Below are 16,050 nucleotides of genomic sequence, written 5' to 3'. Positions count from 1 at the left end.
CGCCGTCTATTCGGCGGGAACGCGCGCCGGCTGGACGGCAAGCCGCGTCAGCATCGCCTCGGCCTCGGCGCCGCGCTCGGAGCGCTCGATGAAGCCGCCGCCGAACACGCGCGCCTCGTTGCCATCGTCGGAATAGAGCACGCAAGCCTGACCGGGCGCGATGCCGGATTCGCCGTCGACCAGTCCCACCGAAGTGACACCGGCGCGGTGATGCAGCACGGCCGGGCGCGGCGGCCGCGTCGAGCGCACCTTGGCGAAAAGCTCAAGCCCGGCCGCCGGGATAGCGGTCAGCGGGCCATCGCCCAGCCAGTTCATGTTGCGCAAGAAGATCTTGTGGGTCTCCAGCGCCTCGCGCGGGCCGACGACGACGCGGGCCCGGTCGGCGTCGAGATGAACGACGTAGAGCGGCTCGCCCGAGGCGATGCCGATGCCGCGGCGCTGACCGACGGTGTAGCGCAAAATGCCCTCGTGGCGGCCAAGCACGCGCCCGTCTATATGGACGATGTCGCCCGGATTGGCGGCAGCCGGCTTCAGCTTGGCGATGATGTCGGAATATTTGCCCTGCGGCACGAAGCAGATGTCCTGGCTGTCCTGCTTGGCCGCAACCGTCAGTCCCATCTCCTCGGCGATGGCGCGAACCTCAGGCTTCGACAGGCCGCCGAGCGGAAAACGCAGATAGTCGATCTGCGCCTGGGTGGTGGCGAACAGGAAGTAGCTCTGGTCGCGGTCGGCGTCGACCGGCCGGTAAAGAGCGCGGTGGGCGCCATTGGCGCCGGAACGGATGTAGTGGCCGGTCGCCAGCGCGTCGGCGCCGAGTTCCTTGGCGGTCGCAAGAAGGTCGGCGAATTTCACCGTCTGATTGCAGGAAACGCAAGGGATCGGAGTTTCGCCGGCGACATAGCTCTCGGCGAACGGGTCGATCACCGCCTTGCGGAAGCGCTCCTCGTAATCGAGGACGTAATGCGGGATGCCGAGCGTCTCGGAGACGCGGCGGGCATCGTCGATGTCCTGGCCGGCGCAGCATGAGCCGGCCCGGTGCGTTGCCGCGCCGTGGTCATAAAGCTGCAGCGTGACGCCGACGACGTCGTAGCCCTCGCGCTTCAGGAGGCCGGCAACGACCGACGAATCGACACCGCCCGACATGGCGACGACGACGCGGGTGTTTTCGGGGCGTCCGGGAAGATCGAGGCTGTTCATGGTTCTTTCGTTCTGCGCGGCGCTTCAATGCCAATGGCCGGAATATAGGTCAAGCGTCCCGGCTGCGCCAGCTTTGCCGGGCCGGCTCATTTTTCCTGCCGGGTTCAATGCGCTTGCCGGCAGATGTTTCAAATGCCGATGAAAAGGCTAACGCCGCGTTCATGATCCTTACCTAACCATTAGGGTCTGCTTAGGCAAATTTTAAAGCTGTGGCGGTAATGTGGTGGGGATTGGGTCTTTGAGTTTTTTGTAGAGAGTACGATGACCGATCTAATTAGACCGCGAGTCAAATATGTTATCGGGCCGGACGGCAGCCCACTTACCATCGCCGATCTGCCGCCGACAAACACACGTCGCTGGGTTATCCGGCGCAAGGCGGAAGTGGTGGCGGCGGTGCGTGGCGGGCTTTTGAGCCTCGAAGAGGCATGCCAGCGCTACAAGCTCACCACCGAGGAATTCCTGTCCTGGCAAGCGTCGATCGACGAATACGGCCTTGCCGGCCTGCGCACCACGCGCATCCAGCAATACCGGCATTAGGCCGATAAGGGCACTGATCAGCGCCCTTACGTTTGCGAGGGGCGACGATCTGCAATTTCAGACCGTCAGCACCACCTTGCCGATCGGCCTGGTGGCGAGAAAGGTATGGGCTGCACCGGCCTGTTCGAGCGGAAACGCCTTGGCCACGTGGACGGCCAGCTTTTTCGCGTCGATCAATTTGCCGAGCTCCACCAGAGCGGCACGGTCGGGCACTACGGACATGCGCTCGACGCGGATGCCTCGCGTCCTGGCCTTTGCCTTGGTGGCATCGCTGACATCGAGCAGCGACACCAGAACGCCGCCGGCCGTGAGCACTTTCAGTGATTGCTCCGCATGCACGCCGCCGAACGGGTCCAGAACCAGATCGATGTCGCGGGCCTTCCCGGTGAAATCATCCCTTGTGTAGTCGATCACCTCGTCGGCGCCGAGCGAGCGGACGAAATCGAGCTTTTCCGGGCTGGCGGTCGCGACGACGTAAGCGCCGTGCGCCTTGGCGATCTGCACCGCCAGATGGCCAACGCCGCCGGCTCCGGCGTGGATCAGCACGCGCTTGCCAGAATCGAGCCGGCCATGGCGGACAAGGCCTTGCCAGGCCGTCAGGCCGGCCAGCGGCAGCGCGGCGGCTTGCGCGTGATCTATGCCTTCAGGTTTCGGCGCAAGCTCATCAGCCGGGACAGCGGCGAGTTCGGCGTAGGCTGCCGCCTGTTTGGGAAAGCGCGTCATGCCGAACACGGCATCGCCGACCTTGAGGCCGGAGACGCCGGAGCCCAGCGCCTCGACAACTCCCGAAACGTCCCAGCCAAGGACAAAAGGCGGCTCGCCAAGCAGCGGATAGTGGCCGCCGCGCACCGCACCATCGACCGGATTGATGCCGGCCGCCTCGATGCGGACGAGCACTTCGCCGGCCTCGGGTGATGGCGCGGGGCGATCGGCAATGACGAGGACGTCGGGTCCGCCGAAGGAATTCTGGATAATGGCACGCATGGAAGGCTCTCCTGCTGATTTGATGTGCCACTATCATTTGGATAGTTACATTCTCTTGTCTAGTATGTACCTTTTTGATATATACGCACCTCATGGATAGTGAAGATGTTTCCCCTTTCGGCTATGACGCCTTTCGGCGGTCGTGCCCGTCACACGCCGTGCTCGAGACGCTCGCCAGCAAATGGGTCTACCTGGTGATCTGTGCGCTGCGCCGGGGCCGGCTCCGCAACGGCGAATTGGCGCGCAAGCTCGAAGGCATCACGCCGAAAATGCTGACGCAGACGCTGCGTATCCTGGAACGCGACGGGCTTGTGCGGCGCGAGGTTTTCCCGGTCATTCCGCCGCGTGTCGAATATGAGCTGACCGAACTTGGCCAGAACCTGGCAGGACTGCTCAATCAGATCAGAGCCTGGTCGGAGCAGCATGTGCCCGACATCAAAAATGCGCGCGCACGGGCGGCGGAACAGCAAGAAGATCTGGATGCCTGAGGCGGGCACAGTTCGGTGCGCAGCAATAGCGCGCAAGCGCGACGCGCGTTAAAGTCTTGTTTTCAGCCGATCATGGCGCTGCGGCCGCCGGCTTCCGTGTCGCGCGCCTTGGTGTCGCGCGATTCCAGCATCTCGGCCTTGGAAAGCTCCGCTTCGGCTTCGCTCAGCAATGATTCGGCGACATTTCGCTGCTGGGCGAGGTCGCTTTGCGAATTTCTAAGGTTGTCGCGGCGTAGCCGTGCCGCCTTGGCGAAGGTCGGATAAGCAAAGTGATTGATGTCGGTGATGCCGGCCTTCTTCTCTTCGGCAGCGATCTGAAGTTCCAGCTCGACGGCCATGCGCTCGAATTCGGCGATCATCATGTCGAGCTGCAGCAGCTGCCGCCGCTTCTCGCTCACCTGAAATTGCTTCAGCCGAACGAGGTTTTCACGTGACTTCATGATTCGGTACTCCCGGAAACGCACACCTGCACATATCGTCCAATTCACCCGGCAAGGCCCAGGCTTGACCCGTTTCCACCGGCTTTCCCCGAACTATGGGAAACAAACTCCTAAAGTTTTTTGCCGGCGGTAACCATTCGTTTACGGGCATTGTTAATCATACGGCTCAGGACTTAAGGGCGGGTAAAAATTCTGCTTCTCGTCGCGAAACCCGGCCAACGAGTCCGAAGAGTCACTTAGTCTGGCTTATTAATGTGCTGCATTAACGGTTTGGGTCTGTGATTCATTATTGGATTCAACGAGGTGTAGAAAGGGGTTAAAAAATCTGATACCGTCATGGACGGGGAATTAGGTTTTATTAACCATTCGATGGCAGCCTCTGCTCAGGCAATCACTGCTCCGGTCCTGGACGGGTCGTGAAATGGTCCGGCAGCAGAAAAGGGGAATGAAATGCGCGTTCTGCTGATAGAAGACGACAGTGCAACCGCACAAAGCATCGAGCTGATGCTGAAATCGGAAAGTTTCAATGTCTATACGACCGACCTTGGTGAAGAGGGCGTCGATCTAGGCAAGCTTTACGATTACGACATCATTCTCCTCGACCTCAATCTCCCCGACATGTCGGGCTATGAAGTTTTGAGAACACTTCGCCTTTCCAAGGTGAAGACGCCGATCCTCATCCTCTCCGGCATGGCCGGCATCGAGGACAAGGTGCGCGGCCTCGGCTTCGGCGCCGACGATTACATGACCAAGCCCTTCCACAAGGACGAACTGGTCGCCCGCATCCATGCCATCGTGCGGCGTTCCAAGGGCCATGCCCAGTCGGTCATCACCACCGGCGACCTGGTGGTCAATCTCGATGCCAAGACCGTTGAAGTCGGTGGCCAGCGCGTCCATCTGACCGGCAAGGAATATCAGATGCTGGAACTGCTCTCGCTGCGCAAGGGCACCACGCTGACCAAGGAAATGTTCCTCAACCATCTCTATGGCGGCATGGATGAGCCGGAGCTGAAGATCATCGACGTCTTCATCTGCAAGCTGCGCAAGAAGCTCGACGCCGCGTCTGGCGGGCAGAATTACATCGAGACCGTCTGGGGCCGCGGCTATGTGCTGCGTGAGCCTGAAGATATCCGGGTCAGCGCCTGAAGCAAGGGCATGATCCCAAAATGGGCGCCGGCTTTCGGAAAAGAACCTGGTAAAACAGCGAGATAGAGCTCATCCGATTTTCGTCGGAATGGAACAGGCTCTGATCAGGCGGCAATCTTCAAGGCGCGGAAGCACTCGAGCAGTTGCGGCCGGTTGAACGGCTTCAGCAGGTAGCCCTGGGCGCCGGCGCGCTTTGCCCGCATGATCGCCCCGACGTCGACCTCGACCAGCGAAATCAAAACTTGCGGCACTACCGGGCTTTCCATGGCGCGCACGCGGCGGATGAGGTCCTGCGCCTGCATGTCCGGCAGGGCGCCGTCGACGACGATGATATCAGGCATGTCGACCGCGCACATCTCGATCGCCTCATAGCCGCTGGCGGCTTCGATCACCATCATGCCGGAACCGCCCAGGATACGCCTTGCAACCTTCCTGATGACGCTCGAATTGTCGACGAACATGCAGCGTTTCATTCCCGGACCCTCTTTGCCATGCGGCAAACCGACAGCGTCGTGGCATCTGCCGGGGAACATAGGCCGATCTGGTAAAGAAGCCGAAAAGCCGTTAGGTAAAATTTTCCTGAAGGTGTTTTAAGCGAAATCTTCTTTCGAAATGCTTCACGCAATTAATCTGCAAGCCTGTCTCACAGATGTTAAGACGACGCCGCAAATATGATTTGGAGAAAATACTTTCGCGGCTCTTAGCAGAACTTCAGACTGCAGAAAGGACGATCTCGTCGGCGGTCGCATGGATCGAAATCGTCATGTTGGCTTCGCGGGCCAGGAGCAGCGTGTAATAGGGCTGCACCGAATGCGCGTCGATCGGCTCTTCCGGCCTGTGGCCGGAATGCAATTCCAGGAATTTGGGCGGCACGCGCAGCATCGGGCCGCTCGCCGCGAGCGCAAAGCGCGGCTCGGTCTCGAGGTTCTCCAGCGTGACCACCAGCCTGCCGCCGCGCGGAATGGCGGCGTTAGCGACGAGGATGAGATTGAGCAGCAGCTTGACCTTGTTCTTGGGCAACAGTGCGCGGGTTCCGTTCCAGATCAGTTCCGGCTTCTCGTTCTTCAGGAAGGCGATGGCCACGGCCTCGGCGTCCCCGGTGTCGATCAGCATGCCGGCGGAACCGGCGGCGCCGAAGGCGATGCGGGCGAATTGCAGGCGGGCGGAGGCGTTTTTGGCGCTTTGGCGGATCAGCTTCATGGCGTCTTCGTCGGCGCCGCCTTCGTCGAGCAGCTCAAGCCCGTTGTTTATGGCGCCGACCGGCGAAATGATGTCGTGGCAGACCCGGCTGCACAGCAGCGCTGCCAGATCGGGTGCGGAAAGAGTGAAAAGCTCGGCCATCGGCAAAAATCCCTGCAAATTTCACAACACAATGACCGGGCGATCATGATCACGCCTGTCCACACGAATCACGCTCTCTCCCAAGCATTCTGAATACACAGCGCTTGTGCGTGCAGCAACAAATCCGAAATCATGATTGTCGAAAATGGCGTGTTCACGCAGCAAGGTGCTGCGCGGGCGATATGAAAACAGCCTTCGAACCGCCATCTTCATGTGGGAGTTTAATGGTTGAAAAAGGATTACGGCATAGTTTGCCCCTAACAGTCATCCTTAACGGCCGCCAAAGAGCCGTACGGGTGCGAGGCGTCGGCGAAAGTGCTCCCTGACGGAGATTGGAAGCATGGTTTCCCGATTCTACGACCGGACTTTTTTCCGTGTCATCTCAATGACGATCGCGCTCATCGGCCTTGTCGCTTTTTCGGCATCGGCCGCGCGGGCGCAGGAATACACCGCGCAGGAGATCGTCGATTCCGGTCATAAATTCTTCGGCGCGACGTCGGGCGGGCTCGCCACCGTCGTCGAGAAGATTTTCGCCACCTATGGCCTGCCGAACGGCTATCTGCTCGGCGAAGAGGGGTCCGGGGCGCTGATCGGTGGCCTGACCTATGGCGAAGGCACGCTCTACACCAAGAATGCCGGCGACCACAAAGTGTTCTGGCAAGGCCCGTCGCTCGGCTGGGATTTCGGCGGCGAGGGCTCGCGCGTCATGATGCTGGTCTACAATCTCGACGATGTGAGCAGCCTCTATAATCGTTTTGGCGGCGTCGCCGGCTCCGCCTATGTCATCGCCGGCGTCGGTTTCAACGTGCTGAAGAACAACAATGTGCTGCTCGTACCGATCCGTACCGGCGTCGGCGCCCGTCTCGGCGTCAATCTCGGCTACCTCAAGCTCACCCAGCGCGCGACCTGGAATCCGTTCTGACCTGCATGATGGCGCCACTGCGATTGGACCTGTGATCCCACGGTCTGAGCTTTGCCGCGGCATACTCTTGCCGTGGCGCCGGATTTCCGTCATGCGAAGATGGCAAAGTCGACCTTTGGCGATTGCCATGCACAACGGATAGTCATCTTGGTCCAGTCGATCCTGTTCTTTGTCCTCGGCTTTCTCTGCGCGGGCTTTCTGGCGCTGATGATTGCTCCGGCCGTGTGGCGGCGGGCGGTGGCGCTGACGCGCAAGCGCGTCGAGGGCTCGATGCCGTTGACGCTGGCCGAGATCCAGGCGGACAAGGATCGCATTCGCGCCGAGTTCGCCGTTTCGGTGCGCCGGCTTGAAATGACCGTCAAATCATTGCGCGAGAAGGCCGCCGAACAGCTGGTCGAGATCGGCCGCGACCGCGAAGCCCTGAAGGAATTGGCGGCCGAGCGACAGGACAAGAACCGGGTCGTCGCCGATCTTACAGCCAGGGGCGAGGAGCTTCGCAAGCGCGATGAGCAGCTGCAGCAGCTGTCGGAACGGCTTGCGGAGACCGAGCGCGCCCTCGAAAAGCGCGGGCTCGAACTGCGGAAACTGGAGCACATGTATGACGACGCCAGTTTTTCATCCAGCAGCCGGCAGATCGAACTGGTGGCGCGCGAGTCCGAGCTGCAGAAGCTGGCGAGCGACATTTCGCTGCTGCGCGGCCAGCGCAAGGAGGCGGACAGGCGCAGCCAGGAATTGGCAGCCGAAAGCAAGGTTTTGCGGGACGCGTTGAAGGCCGAGAAGAAAAGAACCGGCGACCTGGAAAAGAAGGTCGAACGCCTGCTCGCCTCGCTGGCCGATCGCGAGGACAGGCTGGAGCGCCGCGAGAAGGAACTGGTGCGCCTTCGCGAAAAGCCGAAAGGCGCTGAAAGGACGCCTGCGGTGGGTCTTGCCAGCGTGCCAGGCAGTCAGGTCAATGTGGCCGCCAACGGCGACATCGAACAGACAACCGCCAAGCTCGATGCCGACCGCGAGCGGCTGGAGGCCAGGCTGACGTCGCTGGCACGCGAGAACAGGCGGCTGAAGACAGATCTTGCTGCCGTCGAAACATCGAAATCGCGGACCGGAGACGATACCGGCAGCGCCAGCGCCGCATTGCGCGAAGAGATGAACGATCTGGCGGCGCAAGTCGTGGCCTTGACGGCAAAGCTCGACGGGCCGGATTCACCGATCGCCCGGGCGCTTGCAGCGCCTGAGGATCCGCGGCCGGGGAGCGGCGGACGCAGCCTTGCCGATCGGGTGCGGGCGCTGCAGAAGGCCGCTTCGACCGACTGAGATGCCGCCACTTGGCCGCAAAATGCCCGACTCTCAAATTCCGGAAAAATGATGAAGTGCGATGGCTGACGCGGCGGCGACGTTCAGGCTGTCGAAACCTTGCGCCATACCGATCCGCAGCGTCTGCAGGCGGGCAAGCAGGCTTTCCGGCAGGCCTTCGCCCTCGGTGCCGAGATAGAGCGCCAGCCGGCCGTTTGTCTTGGCATCGCGAATGTCGATCTGCCCGCGCGGCGACAAGGCGAATTGGCTGAAGCCTTGCCGGTCGAGCATTGCGGTGCAGCCGGCGGTATCGGCAAAGCAGGCGAAGGGGACTTTCAAGGCCGCGCCCACCGAGACGCGGATTGCCTTGCGGTACAGCGGATCGCAGCAGGTCGGATCGAGAAGCACGGCATCCGCGCCAAAGGCGGCGGCATTGCGGAAGATCGATCCCATATTGTCATGATTGGCGATGCCGACCAGCACCACGATCAGCGCGCGGGCGGGCAGTGCGCCGAGCAAGACCTCAGCGGAGATGGCCGCACCTTTGCGGCCGATCGCCAATATGCCGCGATGCATGTGGAATCCGGCGATCCTGTCGATGACTTCGCCGGGTGCGACATAGATCGGAAGCCCGGCAGGCGCCTTGCGCAGGACGTCATCGAGGCCGGCCAGCCGGTTCTCGAGCACCAGCACCGATTCTGCCTCAAAGCGACGGGCGGCAAGCAGCGTGTCGAGCACCACCTTGCCTTCGGCGACGAAACGGCCTTGCCGGCCGGCAAGATCTCGCTCCCGGATGTCGAGATAGGCGGCGACGCGGGGATCGTGCGGGTCGTCTATGCGGATGGGGTTCATGGCTTCCTCGGCGGACCCTGGCGTCGGCCGCGAATCGGGATTCGGCTTCGGAAGGCACGATGCCCGATCCGAAGGAGTTCAGACCGTATCTCAGCGTCCAAATGGATGCACGCCGTTCTAACGGTCAAATCCAATCACTGGGCGCCGGGCCAGGATGGAATCTGCCTGGGCTTTGGCGACAAGGATATTGATTCCCGCGGCACGGCTCGTCGGCAAGCCGCTTCAATGCAGAATTTCGATGGGCGAAGGAACCACACAGGGCCATGCCGCGTCATAGAGGCGGGCTCCCTGCTGCGGTCCTGGGAGGACATCGATGATCAGGCTCCTCCTCGTCTTTACCGCCACGCTTGCCCTTGCATGCGGCGTGGCCCGCGCGGCCAAGCTCGATCCAGCCACCGTCAATCAGGCCCAATTCACTATCGGCGAACTGAAGGGTGTCGATCCGATGCTGCTGAAGGCGCAGATCCTTCTGGATCGCGCCCGCTTCTCGCCGGGCCTCATCGACGGTCGCCTTTCCCAGAACTTCGCCAAAGCCGTCGCCGCGTTTCAGGCGGCAAACGGACTTCCGCCCGATGGCAAGCTCAGTCCACAAACCTGGAGCAAACTCATCGCAACCTCCGCCAAGCCGGTGCTGGTGACCTATGAGGTGGTGCGCAAGGATGTGCGCGGACCTTTCACCAGGCGTATTCCGGCTCGCTTGGAGAGGATGGCCCGCTTGCGGCGGCTTGGCTACCGCAATGCGGTGGAGAGGTTGGCCGAGCGCTTCCACGTCAGCGAACAATTGCTGCGAATGCTCAATCCGGGCACCAGCCTCAGGAAACCAGGCAGGACGTTGGTTGTGCCTGATGTCAGCAGGGGCGACCCTCCCGCCGGCGTTGCCGCCGTCGAGGTCGACAAGGGCGCCCGCTTGGTGCGTGTGCTCGACCGTGCCGGCAAATGGCTGGCGGTCTACCCCGCCTCGATTGGGAGCGAGGAGAAGCCGGCGCCAAGCGGCATGGCGGAGGTCAGGCGCGTGGTGCACAACCCTACCTATCACTACGATCCGGACTTCGCTTTCAAGGGGGTCAAGACCAAGCGGCCCTTCACCATCGCTGCCGGGCCGAACAATCCCGTGGGATCAGTCTGGATCGATCTCTCCATCGAAAGCTACGGCATCCACGGCGCACCCGAACCGGGCAAGATCGGCACGACCTTTTCGCATGGCTGCATCCGGTTGACCAATTGGGATGCCGAAGACCTTGCCTCCATGGTGCAGCCGGGCACGAATGTCGAGTTCAAGGACGAGATTGCGCAGGCCGCGGACGAGCGCGTTCAATAGCAAGCCTGACTTGGCAGCAAAGCGGACTTGGCAGCAAGGCGGACTTGGCAGCAAAGCGGATTTCGCGGGGCGTTCTCCGCTCCGGCCGCTCAGGTCCCGGCGCGACGCAGCCGGTGAGCCATCTGCGACAGTTCACCTTCGCCGAAAATGCCGTCCAGCATGTGCAGCAATTCGCGCACCGCCGCGGACTTGCAGGAATAATAGATCATTTGCCGGTCGCGGCGGGTCTCGACAAGGTCGGAAGCCCTCAGCTTGGCCAGATGCTGTGACAGGGCGGATTGGCTGAGCGACACCTTCTCGGCTATGGCGCCGACCGACATCTCGCCCTCGGCCAGATAGCTCATGATCAACAAACGTTTTTCGTTGCCCATCAGCGTCAGAAACGCAGCCGCGGTTCCGGCGTTGGCGACTAGTTTGTTCGAGACCATAGATCCCCCATGCCTTCTTGCTCATCCGCCGCTATGGGGGCAATAGCGTCGGATTCCATAGACTTTCCCTATAGATGCACGCCAGCGATTCAGCGTCACTCGCAAAGGTAGAACATTTCGCTCAAATCTCAAGGCTTGCTTTCCATGCAAGCCGATTAACCGCGCGGCTGTGATTAATTTGCCGATCGGGCAGCCTTGGCCATGTCGACCAGGACAGGCCTGAGGTCGCGCGCCGCTCTCAGCGGCTCGGGGAAGAAAACCCGACAGACATTGTCGCCCGATATGAGATCCATCCCGTCGGCGTCGAACCCGGTGACGATCCAGCCGTCACTCTCGGCCCCGCCGAAATGACTTGCGTAGAGGGCAATCGCATCGAGATGGTCGGCGTTCATGTGGTCGACCGCCGATTGCTCCCCGGCGGCAAGCTCTTCGACGATCGCTCCCGTCGCGACCAGATCGGTGCGGTCGAGCAGATAGGCCTTGCCGAAGCCGCCGTTCAGGCTGGCGCGCTCCGGTTCGAGCCGGAAGATCGAGAAGTCGCCGAGCCCGGCATAGAGTTTTGCCTTGGGGTTGCGGTTGAGGTAGCGCCGCTCGGCGCGGGCGTGTTCGTTCGATCCGCGTTCGAGCCGCACGGCGCGGCAGACGAGCGTCAATCGCGGATGCGCCAGCGGATCGCCCTTGCCGGGTTCGCCGACGAGCAACGAGCAGCGCGGGTCGGCAAGGATGGCGCCGGTATGGGCGGACAGCATCGATACCAGGATCAATGGCGTGCCGTCGATGTCTGTGGCGACGCCGACCCGGCTGGCCAGCGGCGAACCGGTTCCTGGTTCGAGCACTGCCAACGCGCCGAAACGGGCGCTGCGGATCAGCGTCTTTGCCAGCCTGATCGCCTCGGGATCGGTCGCGCGGATCACGTCCTTTTTTGGTTTGTCCAAAGCACCACCGTCGCGTTTATTTCGGCGCCATGCGGATGGCGCCGTCGAGGCGAATGGTCTCGCCGTTGAGCATCTGGTTCTCGATGATGTGCAAGGCAAGTGCCGCGTATTCCGAAGGCTCGCCCAAACGGGAAGGGAAGGGCACAGCGGCGCCGAGCGAATCCTGCACCTCCTGCGGCATGCCGGCCATCATCGGCGTCCTGAAGATGCCGGGTGCGATGGTGCAGACGCGAATGCCGGAGCGGGCGAGATCGCGCGCCACCGGCAGCGTCATGCCGACGACGCCGGCCTTGGACGCTGAATAGGCGGCCTGGCCGATCTGGCCGTCATAGGCCGCGACCGACGCGGTGTTGACGATGACACCGCGCTCGCCGCCCTGCAGCGGCTCGAGCCTGGCGGTCCGGTCGGCGACCAGGCGGATCATGTTGAAGGTGCCGATCAGATTGACCTCGATCAACTTGCGGTATTGATCGAGCGGATGCGGTCCGTCCTTGCCGATCGTCTTCATGCCGACAACGATGCCGGCGCAATTGACCAGGATGCGCGGTGCGCCGAGCGTCTCTGCCGCTTCCGCGACTGCGACGGCACCGCTCTCGGCGTCGCTCACATCACATCGGACGGCGATGCCGCCGATGTCGGCCACCACCTTGGCCGCACGCTCGATACCGAGATCGAGGACGGCAACCCTGGCGCCGCCGGCGGCAAGAGCGCGCGCCGTCGCCTCGCCAAGGCCGGAGCCGCCACCGGTGACGATCGCAATCTGGCCGTTCGGGTTCATCTCGACGTCCTCCTCCGTGTCCAGACTATGCCGCCAAGCCACCGTGCGACAGCGCCGGCACGGTCATGCCATCGCGGCGATGTGCGCGGCAATCCTTGCCTGGTCGGCGTGGCAAACCTCGCCCGCCAGCCTCGCCAACGCGCCCGGCACGATCTCGTGCGCCAAAAGCCGATCGGGGTCGACCGGACGCGGCATCGAGATCTGCCCGCGCGGCAGCCTCCTGAAGCCGAGCGGGCCGTAGTAGGGTTCGTCGCCGACCAGCATCACCGCCGGCGCGCCGGCCTTGGCGGCGGCTTCCAGCGCGATTGCCACCAGCCGGCGGCCGATGCCGAGATTTTTGAAGGCCGGCCGCACAGCGAGCGGCCCGAGCATCAGCGCGCGGCCGGCACCGGCGGCGATGCGCGTCATCCGTACCGAGGCGACGACGATTGCGCCATCGACAGCCACGAAGGACAAAGCCCGCTCATGCGGGCCACCTTGGCGGATCTTGTAGGCGGCAAGCACGAAACGGCCCGGCCCGAAGGCCTCGTCATTGATGGCTTCGATTTCAGGATCGTGCGCCGGAGTTTCCGGCAGGTATTTCATGTCGGCCAGGTATTTCAAGTCGGCAAGGCTCATGGTCTTTGCGTTCCGGTATACGAGGAAAGGTTTGCTGCAAGCGGCAGCGTTCGCCAGTCAGCGCTTCATCAGGCGCGGGCGCTCTTTCGTCGTCGGTCGAACCGGATCATGGCAAAGTCGAACATGCGGATGTCCGCTAGCACCAATTTTCAGCCGCCGCAATCGGCCGGCGCAGCCGACCGCACTCGACGACGCAGCCGTTGACGATCTGTTCAGCATCGGGGATTTCCGCGGCGCCGCTTGGTGCCCTACATCGAGCAGGAACGCGAAAGGATATTGCATGGGATTGCTAGTCGAAGGCCAATGGCAGGACCGCCGGTATGATAGCGGGGAGAGCGGCGGCAAATTCGTGCGCGCGCAGTCGCAGTGGCGCGACTGGGTGACCCGCGACGGCGCGCCGGCCGAAGGGCGAAAACGCGGCTTCAAGGCCGAGCCCGGCCGCTACCACCTCTATGTCTCGCTCGCCTGCCCGTGGGCGCATCGGACGTTGATCTTTCGCGTGCTCAAAAAACTCGAGGACGTGATTTCCGTCTCGGTCGTCCATCATTTCATGGGCGACGACGGCTGGACGTTCCTGGCCGAGGACGGCGCCACCGGCGACACGCTCTACGGCCTCGATTTCCTGCACCAGATCTACACCAGGGCCGATCCCGGCTATTCGGGCCGGGTCACCGTTCCCGTGCTGTGGGACAAACGCGAGCAGACCATCGTCTCCAACGAATCCTCCGAGATCATCCGGATGCTCAATTCGGCCTTCGACGAATGGGGCGATGCCAAGCTCGATTTTTATCCGCAACCGTTGCGCGGCGAGATCGATGCGATCAATGCGCTGGTCTATCCCGCGGTCAACAACGGCGTTTACCGTGCCGGCTTCGCCACCACGCAGGCGGCCTACGAGGAGGCGTTCGGCGAATTGTTCTCGACGCTCGACATGCTGGAAAACCGTCTGTCAAGGCAGCGCTATCTCGTCGACAGCCGCATCACCGAGGCGGACTGGCGGCTGTTCACGACGCTGGTCCGCTTCGACCCGGTCTATGTCGGCCATTTCAAGTGCAATCTGCGCCGCATCGCCGACTATCCGAACCTGTCGAATTACCTGCGCGATCTCTACCAGGTGCCGGGCGTCGCCGGCACGGTGAATTTGCACCACATCAAGTCGCATTATTACGGCAGCCACGAGACGATCAACCCGACACGCATCGTGCCGGTCGGGCCTGAGCTCGACTATGGCGCGCTGCATGACCGCGACAGGTTCAGGAAGGCGGCGTGATCTACCAGTAGGGCGATATCGCCGCGCCATCAAAAACCTCGGCAATCCGCCGCAAAGTTGCCGGTGTCGTGCCCACCGGCAAGCGGTCGAGCGAGAAGAAGCCGGCTTCGGCGATCTCGCGGTCGGGCAGCTTAGGGCTTGGCTGGTCGAACTCCTCGACCAGATAGAGGCCGACATGGTCGCGGCGGCTGGCGCGGCGGTTGAAATGCAGGGATTTCAGCACCGGCGGTCCGGTCAGCGCGATGTTGCCTTCCTCGAAGACTTCGCGTGTCAGCGCTTCGATCATCGTCTCGCCCAACTCGACGCCACCGCCGGGCAGGTGCCAGCCCGGGACATAGGTGTGGCGGATGAGGAAGACCGAATTGGAGCGGCGGTCGTGGATCAAGCCGCGCACGCCGAGCGTCATCGGCCGCCGCAGTACGAAGTACAGGTGAAACAGCCTTGCCCTGAAGCCCGGCCAGCCGGTCTGACGCAGGGCTTGCTCCGGATCCGGCGTCGTCATCGTCCGCGAAACCGTGAGTGGAAAGCCGCGCGCGCCTCGCCTATGAAGAAAAGATGTTCAGGCTCGCGCATATTTCCGATGTCCATCTGGGGCCGCTTCCCGATGTAACCTATCGCGATCTCGCCTCCAAGCGCGTGGTCGGTTACGTCAATTGGCAGCGCAACCGCCGCCGCTACATGCACGATGCCGTCATCGACACGATCGTCGCCGACATGAAGGCCAGCGGGCCGGACCATCTCACCATCACCGGTGACCTGGTCAATCTGGCGCTCGACGGTGAGCTCGAGATGGCCAAGCACTGGCTGGAGACGCTGGGCTCGCCCAATGACGTGTCGGTCGTGCCGGGAAACCATGACGCCTATGTGCCGGGCGCCTTCGACAAGACCTGCCGGTCCTGGGCGGCGTGGATGACCGGCGACGGCGTCAATACGCCGGTCGACCGCAACACCTTTCCGTATCTGCGCGTGCGCGGCGATGTTGCGTTGATCGGCGTCTCCACGGCGCGCGCCACGGCTCCCTTCATGGCCAACGGCTTCTTTCTGGAAGGCCAGGCGGAAAGGCTGCGCGGCATCCTCGACGCCACGGGCAAGCAGGGCCTGTTCCGGGTGATCATGATCCACCACCCGCCGGTGCGCGGCGCCGTTTCGCAGAACAAGCGGCTGTTCGGCATCTCGCGCTTCCACAAGGTTCTTCACCGGCACGGCGCCGAGCTTGTGCTGCACGGCCATTCGCATGTGCCGTCGCTGTTCTTCATCGGCGCCCGCAAGATCAAAATTCCGGTGGTCGGGGTCGCCGCCGCGGGGCAGGCGCCCGGCAGTTCGCATGCGCCGGCGCAATACAATCTGCTCGACATCGACGGTGAAAAGGACAATTGGCGGATCAGGCTGACGCGCCGCGGCCTGACCGGGCCGGCATTGCCGCCCAGCGACCTGCAGACAATGGAGCTTGGCGTGGGGGCCGAGGCCACGCTTGCCGGGGCGCGGTGAACTCAGATGGGAGCGTCT

Annotated in this window: 19 protein-coding genes; 8 read left to right on the top strand and 11 right to left on the bottom strand. The window is 62.6% G+C overall.

The annotated features are described in order from the left end of the window. Nucleotides 1-6 precede the first annotated feature (6 nt). Nucleotides 7-1,197: a tRNA 2-thiouridine(34) synthase MnmA gene (mnmA, locus tag NKJ23_RS15865; RefSeq protein WP_352680939.1), complete on the bottom strand. Its 1,191-nt coding sequence runs from the start codon at nt 1,195-1,197 to the stop codon at nt 7-9. 261 nt (nt 1,198-1,458) lie between these two features. On the opposite strand from mnmA, the gene sciP reads away from it, so the two are divergent. Continuing rightward, on the top strand, nt 1,459-1,734 hold the full coding sequence (gene sciP, locus NKJ23_RS15860) for a CtrA inhibitor SciP (RefSeq protein ID WP_023679563.1): 276 nt from the start codon (nt 1,459-1,461) through the stop codon (nt 1,732-1,734). A 57-nt stretch (nt 1,735-1,791) separates the two neighbouring features. Here sciP and NKJ23_RS15855 read toward each other — a convergent pair whose 3' ends face one another. Next, the gene (locus tag NKJ23_RS15855; RefSeq protein WP_352680938.1) at nt 1,792-2,718 is read right to left on the bottom strand and encodes an NADP-dependent oxidoreductase; all 927 of its coding nucleotides are present in this window, start codon (nt 2,716-2,718) and stop codon (nt 1,792-1,794) included. Nucleotides 2,719-2,810: 92 nt separating this feature from the next. Between NKJ23_RS15855 and NKJ23_RS15850 the strand changes: the two genes are divergently transcribed. Then, on the top strand, nt 2,811-3,206 hold the full coding sequence (locus NKJ23_RS15850) for a winged helix-turn-helix transcriptional regulator (RefSeq protein ID WP_352469683.1): 396 nt from the start codon (nt 2,811-2,813) through the stop codon (nt 3,204-3,206). A gap of 62 nt (nt 3,207-3,268) precedes the next feature. On the opposite strand, the gene NKJ23_RS15845 is transcribed toward NKJ23_RS15850, so the two are convergent. Continuing rightward, nucleotides 3,269-3,646, bottom strand: coding sequence for a flagellar export protein FliJ (locus NKJ23_RS15845; RefSeq protein WP_023719275.1), 378 nt, complete (start codon nt 3,644-3,646; stop codon nt 3,269-3,271). 450 nt (nt 3,647-4,096) lie between these two features. Between NKJ23_RS15845 and ctrA the strand changes: the two genes are divergently transcribed. Continuing rightward, entirely contained in the window at nt 4,097-4,792 is a 696-nt protein-coding gene (gene ctrA / locus NKJ23_RS15840) for a response regulator transcription factor CtrA (protein ID WP_006203583.1), read from the top strand. Between the two features lie 104 nt (nt 4,793-4,896). On the opposite strand, the gene NKJ23_RS15835 is transcribed toward ctrA, so the two are convergent. Beyond that, a complete protein-coding gene (locus tag NKJ23_RS15835; RefSeq protein ID WP_352680936.1) occupies nt 4,897-5,265 on the bottom strand; it encodes a response regulator in 369 nt (122 codons plus the stop codon). Nucleotides 5,266-5,503: 238 nt separating this feature from the next. Further along, nucleotides 5,504-6,133 carry a histidine phosphotransferase ChpT gene (gene chpT / locus NKJ23_RS15830; RefSeq protein ID WP_023679558.1) on the bottom strand — a complete coding sequence of 210 codons (630 nt, stop codon included), beginning with the start codon at nt 6,131-6,133 and terminating at the stop codon, nt 5,504-5,506. A 340-nt stretch (nt 6,134-6,473) separates the two neighbouring features. On the opposite strand from chpT, the gene NKJ23_RS15825 reads away from it, so the two are divergent. Together NKJ23_RS15825 and NKJ23_RS15820 are read left to right on the top strand one after the other, a co-directional pair. Further along, a complete protein-coding gene (locus NKJ23_RS15825; RefSeq protein ID WP_352664551.1) occupies nt 6,474-7,055 on the top strand; it encodes a DUF1134 domain-containing protein in 582 nt (193 codons plus the stop codon). 147 nt (nt 7,056-7,202) lie between these two features. Further along, a complete protein-coding gene (locus NKJ23_RS15820) occupies nt 7,203-8,366 on the top strand; it encodes a coiled-coil domain-containing protein (RefSeq protein ID WP_352680935.1) in 1,164 nt (387 codons plus the stop codon). 33 nt (nt 8,367-8,399) lie between these two features. Here NKJ23_RS15820 and NKJ23_RS15815 read toward each other — a convergent pair whose 3' ends face one another. Next, nucleotides 8,400-9,197, bottom strand: coding sequence for a TrmH family RNA methyltransferase (locus NKJ23_RS15815; RefSeq protein WP_352680934.1), 798 nt, complete (start codon nt 9,195-9,197; stop codon nt 8,400-8,402). A 313-nt stretch (nt 9,198-9,510) separates the two neighbouring features. Between NKJ23_RS15815 and NKJ23_RS15810 the strand changes: the two genes are divergently transcribed. Beyond that, nucleotides 9,511-10,515 (top strand): L,D-transpeptidase, encoded by a 1,005-nt coding sequence (locus NKJ23_RS15810; protein WP_352680932.1) that lies wholly within the window; start codon nt 9,511-9,513, stop codon nt 10,513-10,515. 89 nt (nt 10,516-10,604) lie between these two features. Here NKJ23_RS15810 and NKJ23_RS15805 read toward each other — a convergent pair whose 3' ends face one another. From NKJ23_RS15805 to NKJ23_RS15790, 4 genes are all read right to left on the bottom strand, one after another. After that, nucleotides 10,605-10,943, bottom strand: coding sequence for an ArsR/SmtB family transcription factor (locus tag NKJ23_RS15805; RefSeq protein WP_023679553.1), 339 nt, complete (start codon nt 10,941-10,943; stop codon nt 10,605-10,607). 173 nt (nt 10,944-11,116) lie between these two features. Then, the gene (locus tag NKJ23_RS15800) at nt 11,117-11,878 is read right to left on the bottom strand and encodes a HugZ family pyridoxamine 5'-phosphate oxidase (protein WP_352680929.1); all 762 of its coding nucleotides are present in this window, start codon (nt 11,876-11,878) and stop codon (nt 11,117-11,119) included. A 16-nt stretch (nt 11,879-11,894) separates the two neighbouring features. Beyond that, nucleotides 11,895-12,656, bottom strand: a complete 762-nt coding sequence (locus NKJ23_RS15795; protein WP_352680927.1) for an SDR family NAD(P)-dependent oxidoreductase — start codon at nt 12,654-12,656, stop codon at nt 11,895-11,897. A gap of 63 nt (nt 12,657-12,719) precedes the next feature. Further along, nucleotides 12,720-13,274 (bottom strand): GNAT family N-acetyltransferase, encoded by a 555-nt coding sequence (locus NKJ23_RS15790; RefSeq protein WP_352680925.1) that lies wholly within the window; start codon nt 13,272-13,274, stop codon nt 12,720-12,722. Nucleotides 13,275-13,554: 280 nt separating this feature from the next. Here NKJ23_RS15790 and NKJ23_RS15785 point away from each other — a divergent pair, with 280 nt between their 5' ends. Then, a complete protein-coding gene (locus NKJ23_RS15785) occupies nt 13,555-14,544 on the top strand; it encodes a glutathione S-transferase family protein (RefSeq protein WP_352680923.1) in 990 nt (329 codons plus the stop codon). A 1-nt stretch (nt 14,545) separates the two neighbouring features. Here NKJ23_RS15785 and NKJ23_RS15780 read toward each other — a convergent pair whose 3' ends face one another. Continuing rightward, nucleotides 14,546-15,046: an NUDIX domain-containing protein gene (locus NKJ23_RS15780; protein ID WP_352452909.1), complete on the bottom strand. Its 501-nt coding sequence runs from the start codon at nt 15,044-15,046 to the stop codon at nt 14,546-14,548. Between the two features lie 53 nt (nt 15,047-15,099). Between NKJ23_RS15780 and NKJ23_RS15775 the strand changes: the two genes are divergently transcribed. After that, nucleotides 15,100-16,032, top strand: a complete 933-nt coding sequence (locus NKJ23_RS15775) for a metallophosphoesterase family protein (RefSeq protein ID WP_352452937.1) — start codon at nt 15,100-15,102, stop codon at nt 16,030-16,032. The last annotated feature ends 18 nt before the right edge of the window (nt 16,033-16,050 follow it).

The organism is Mesorhizobium sp. M0184 (assembly GCF_040322215.1).
GTDB lineage: Bacteria > Pseudomonadota > Alphaproteobacteria > Rhizobiales > Rhizobiaceae > Mesorhizobium.
The sequence above is the reverse complement of the archived record's forward strand: the minus strand, read 5'-3'. Positions and strand labels throughout refer to the sequence as shown.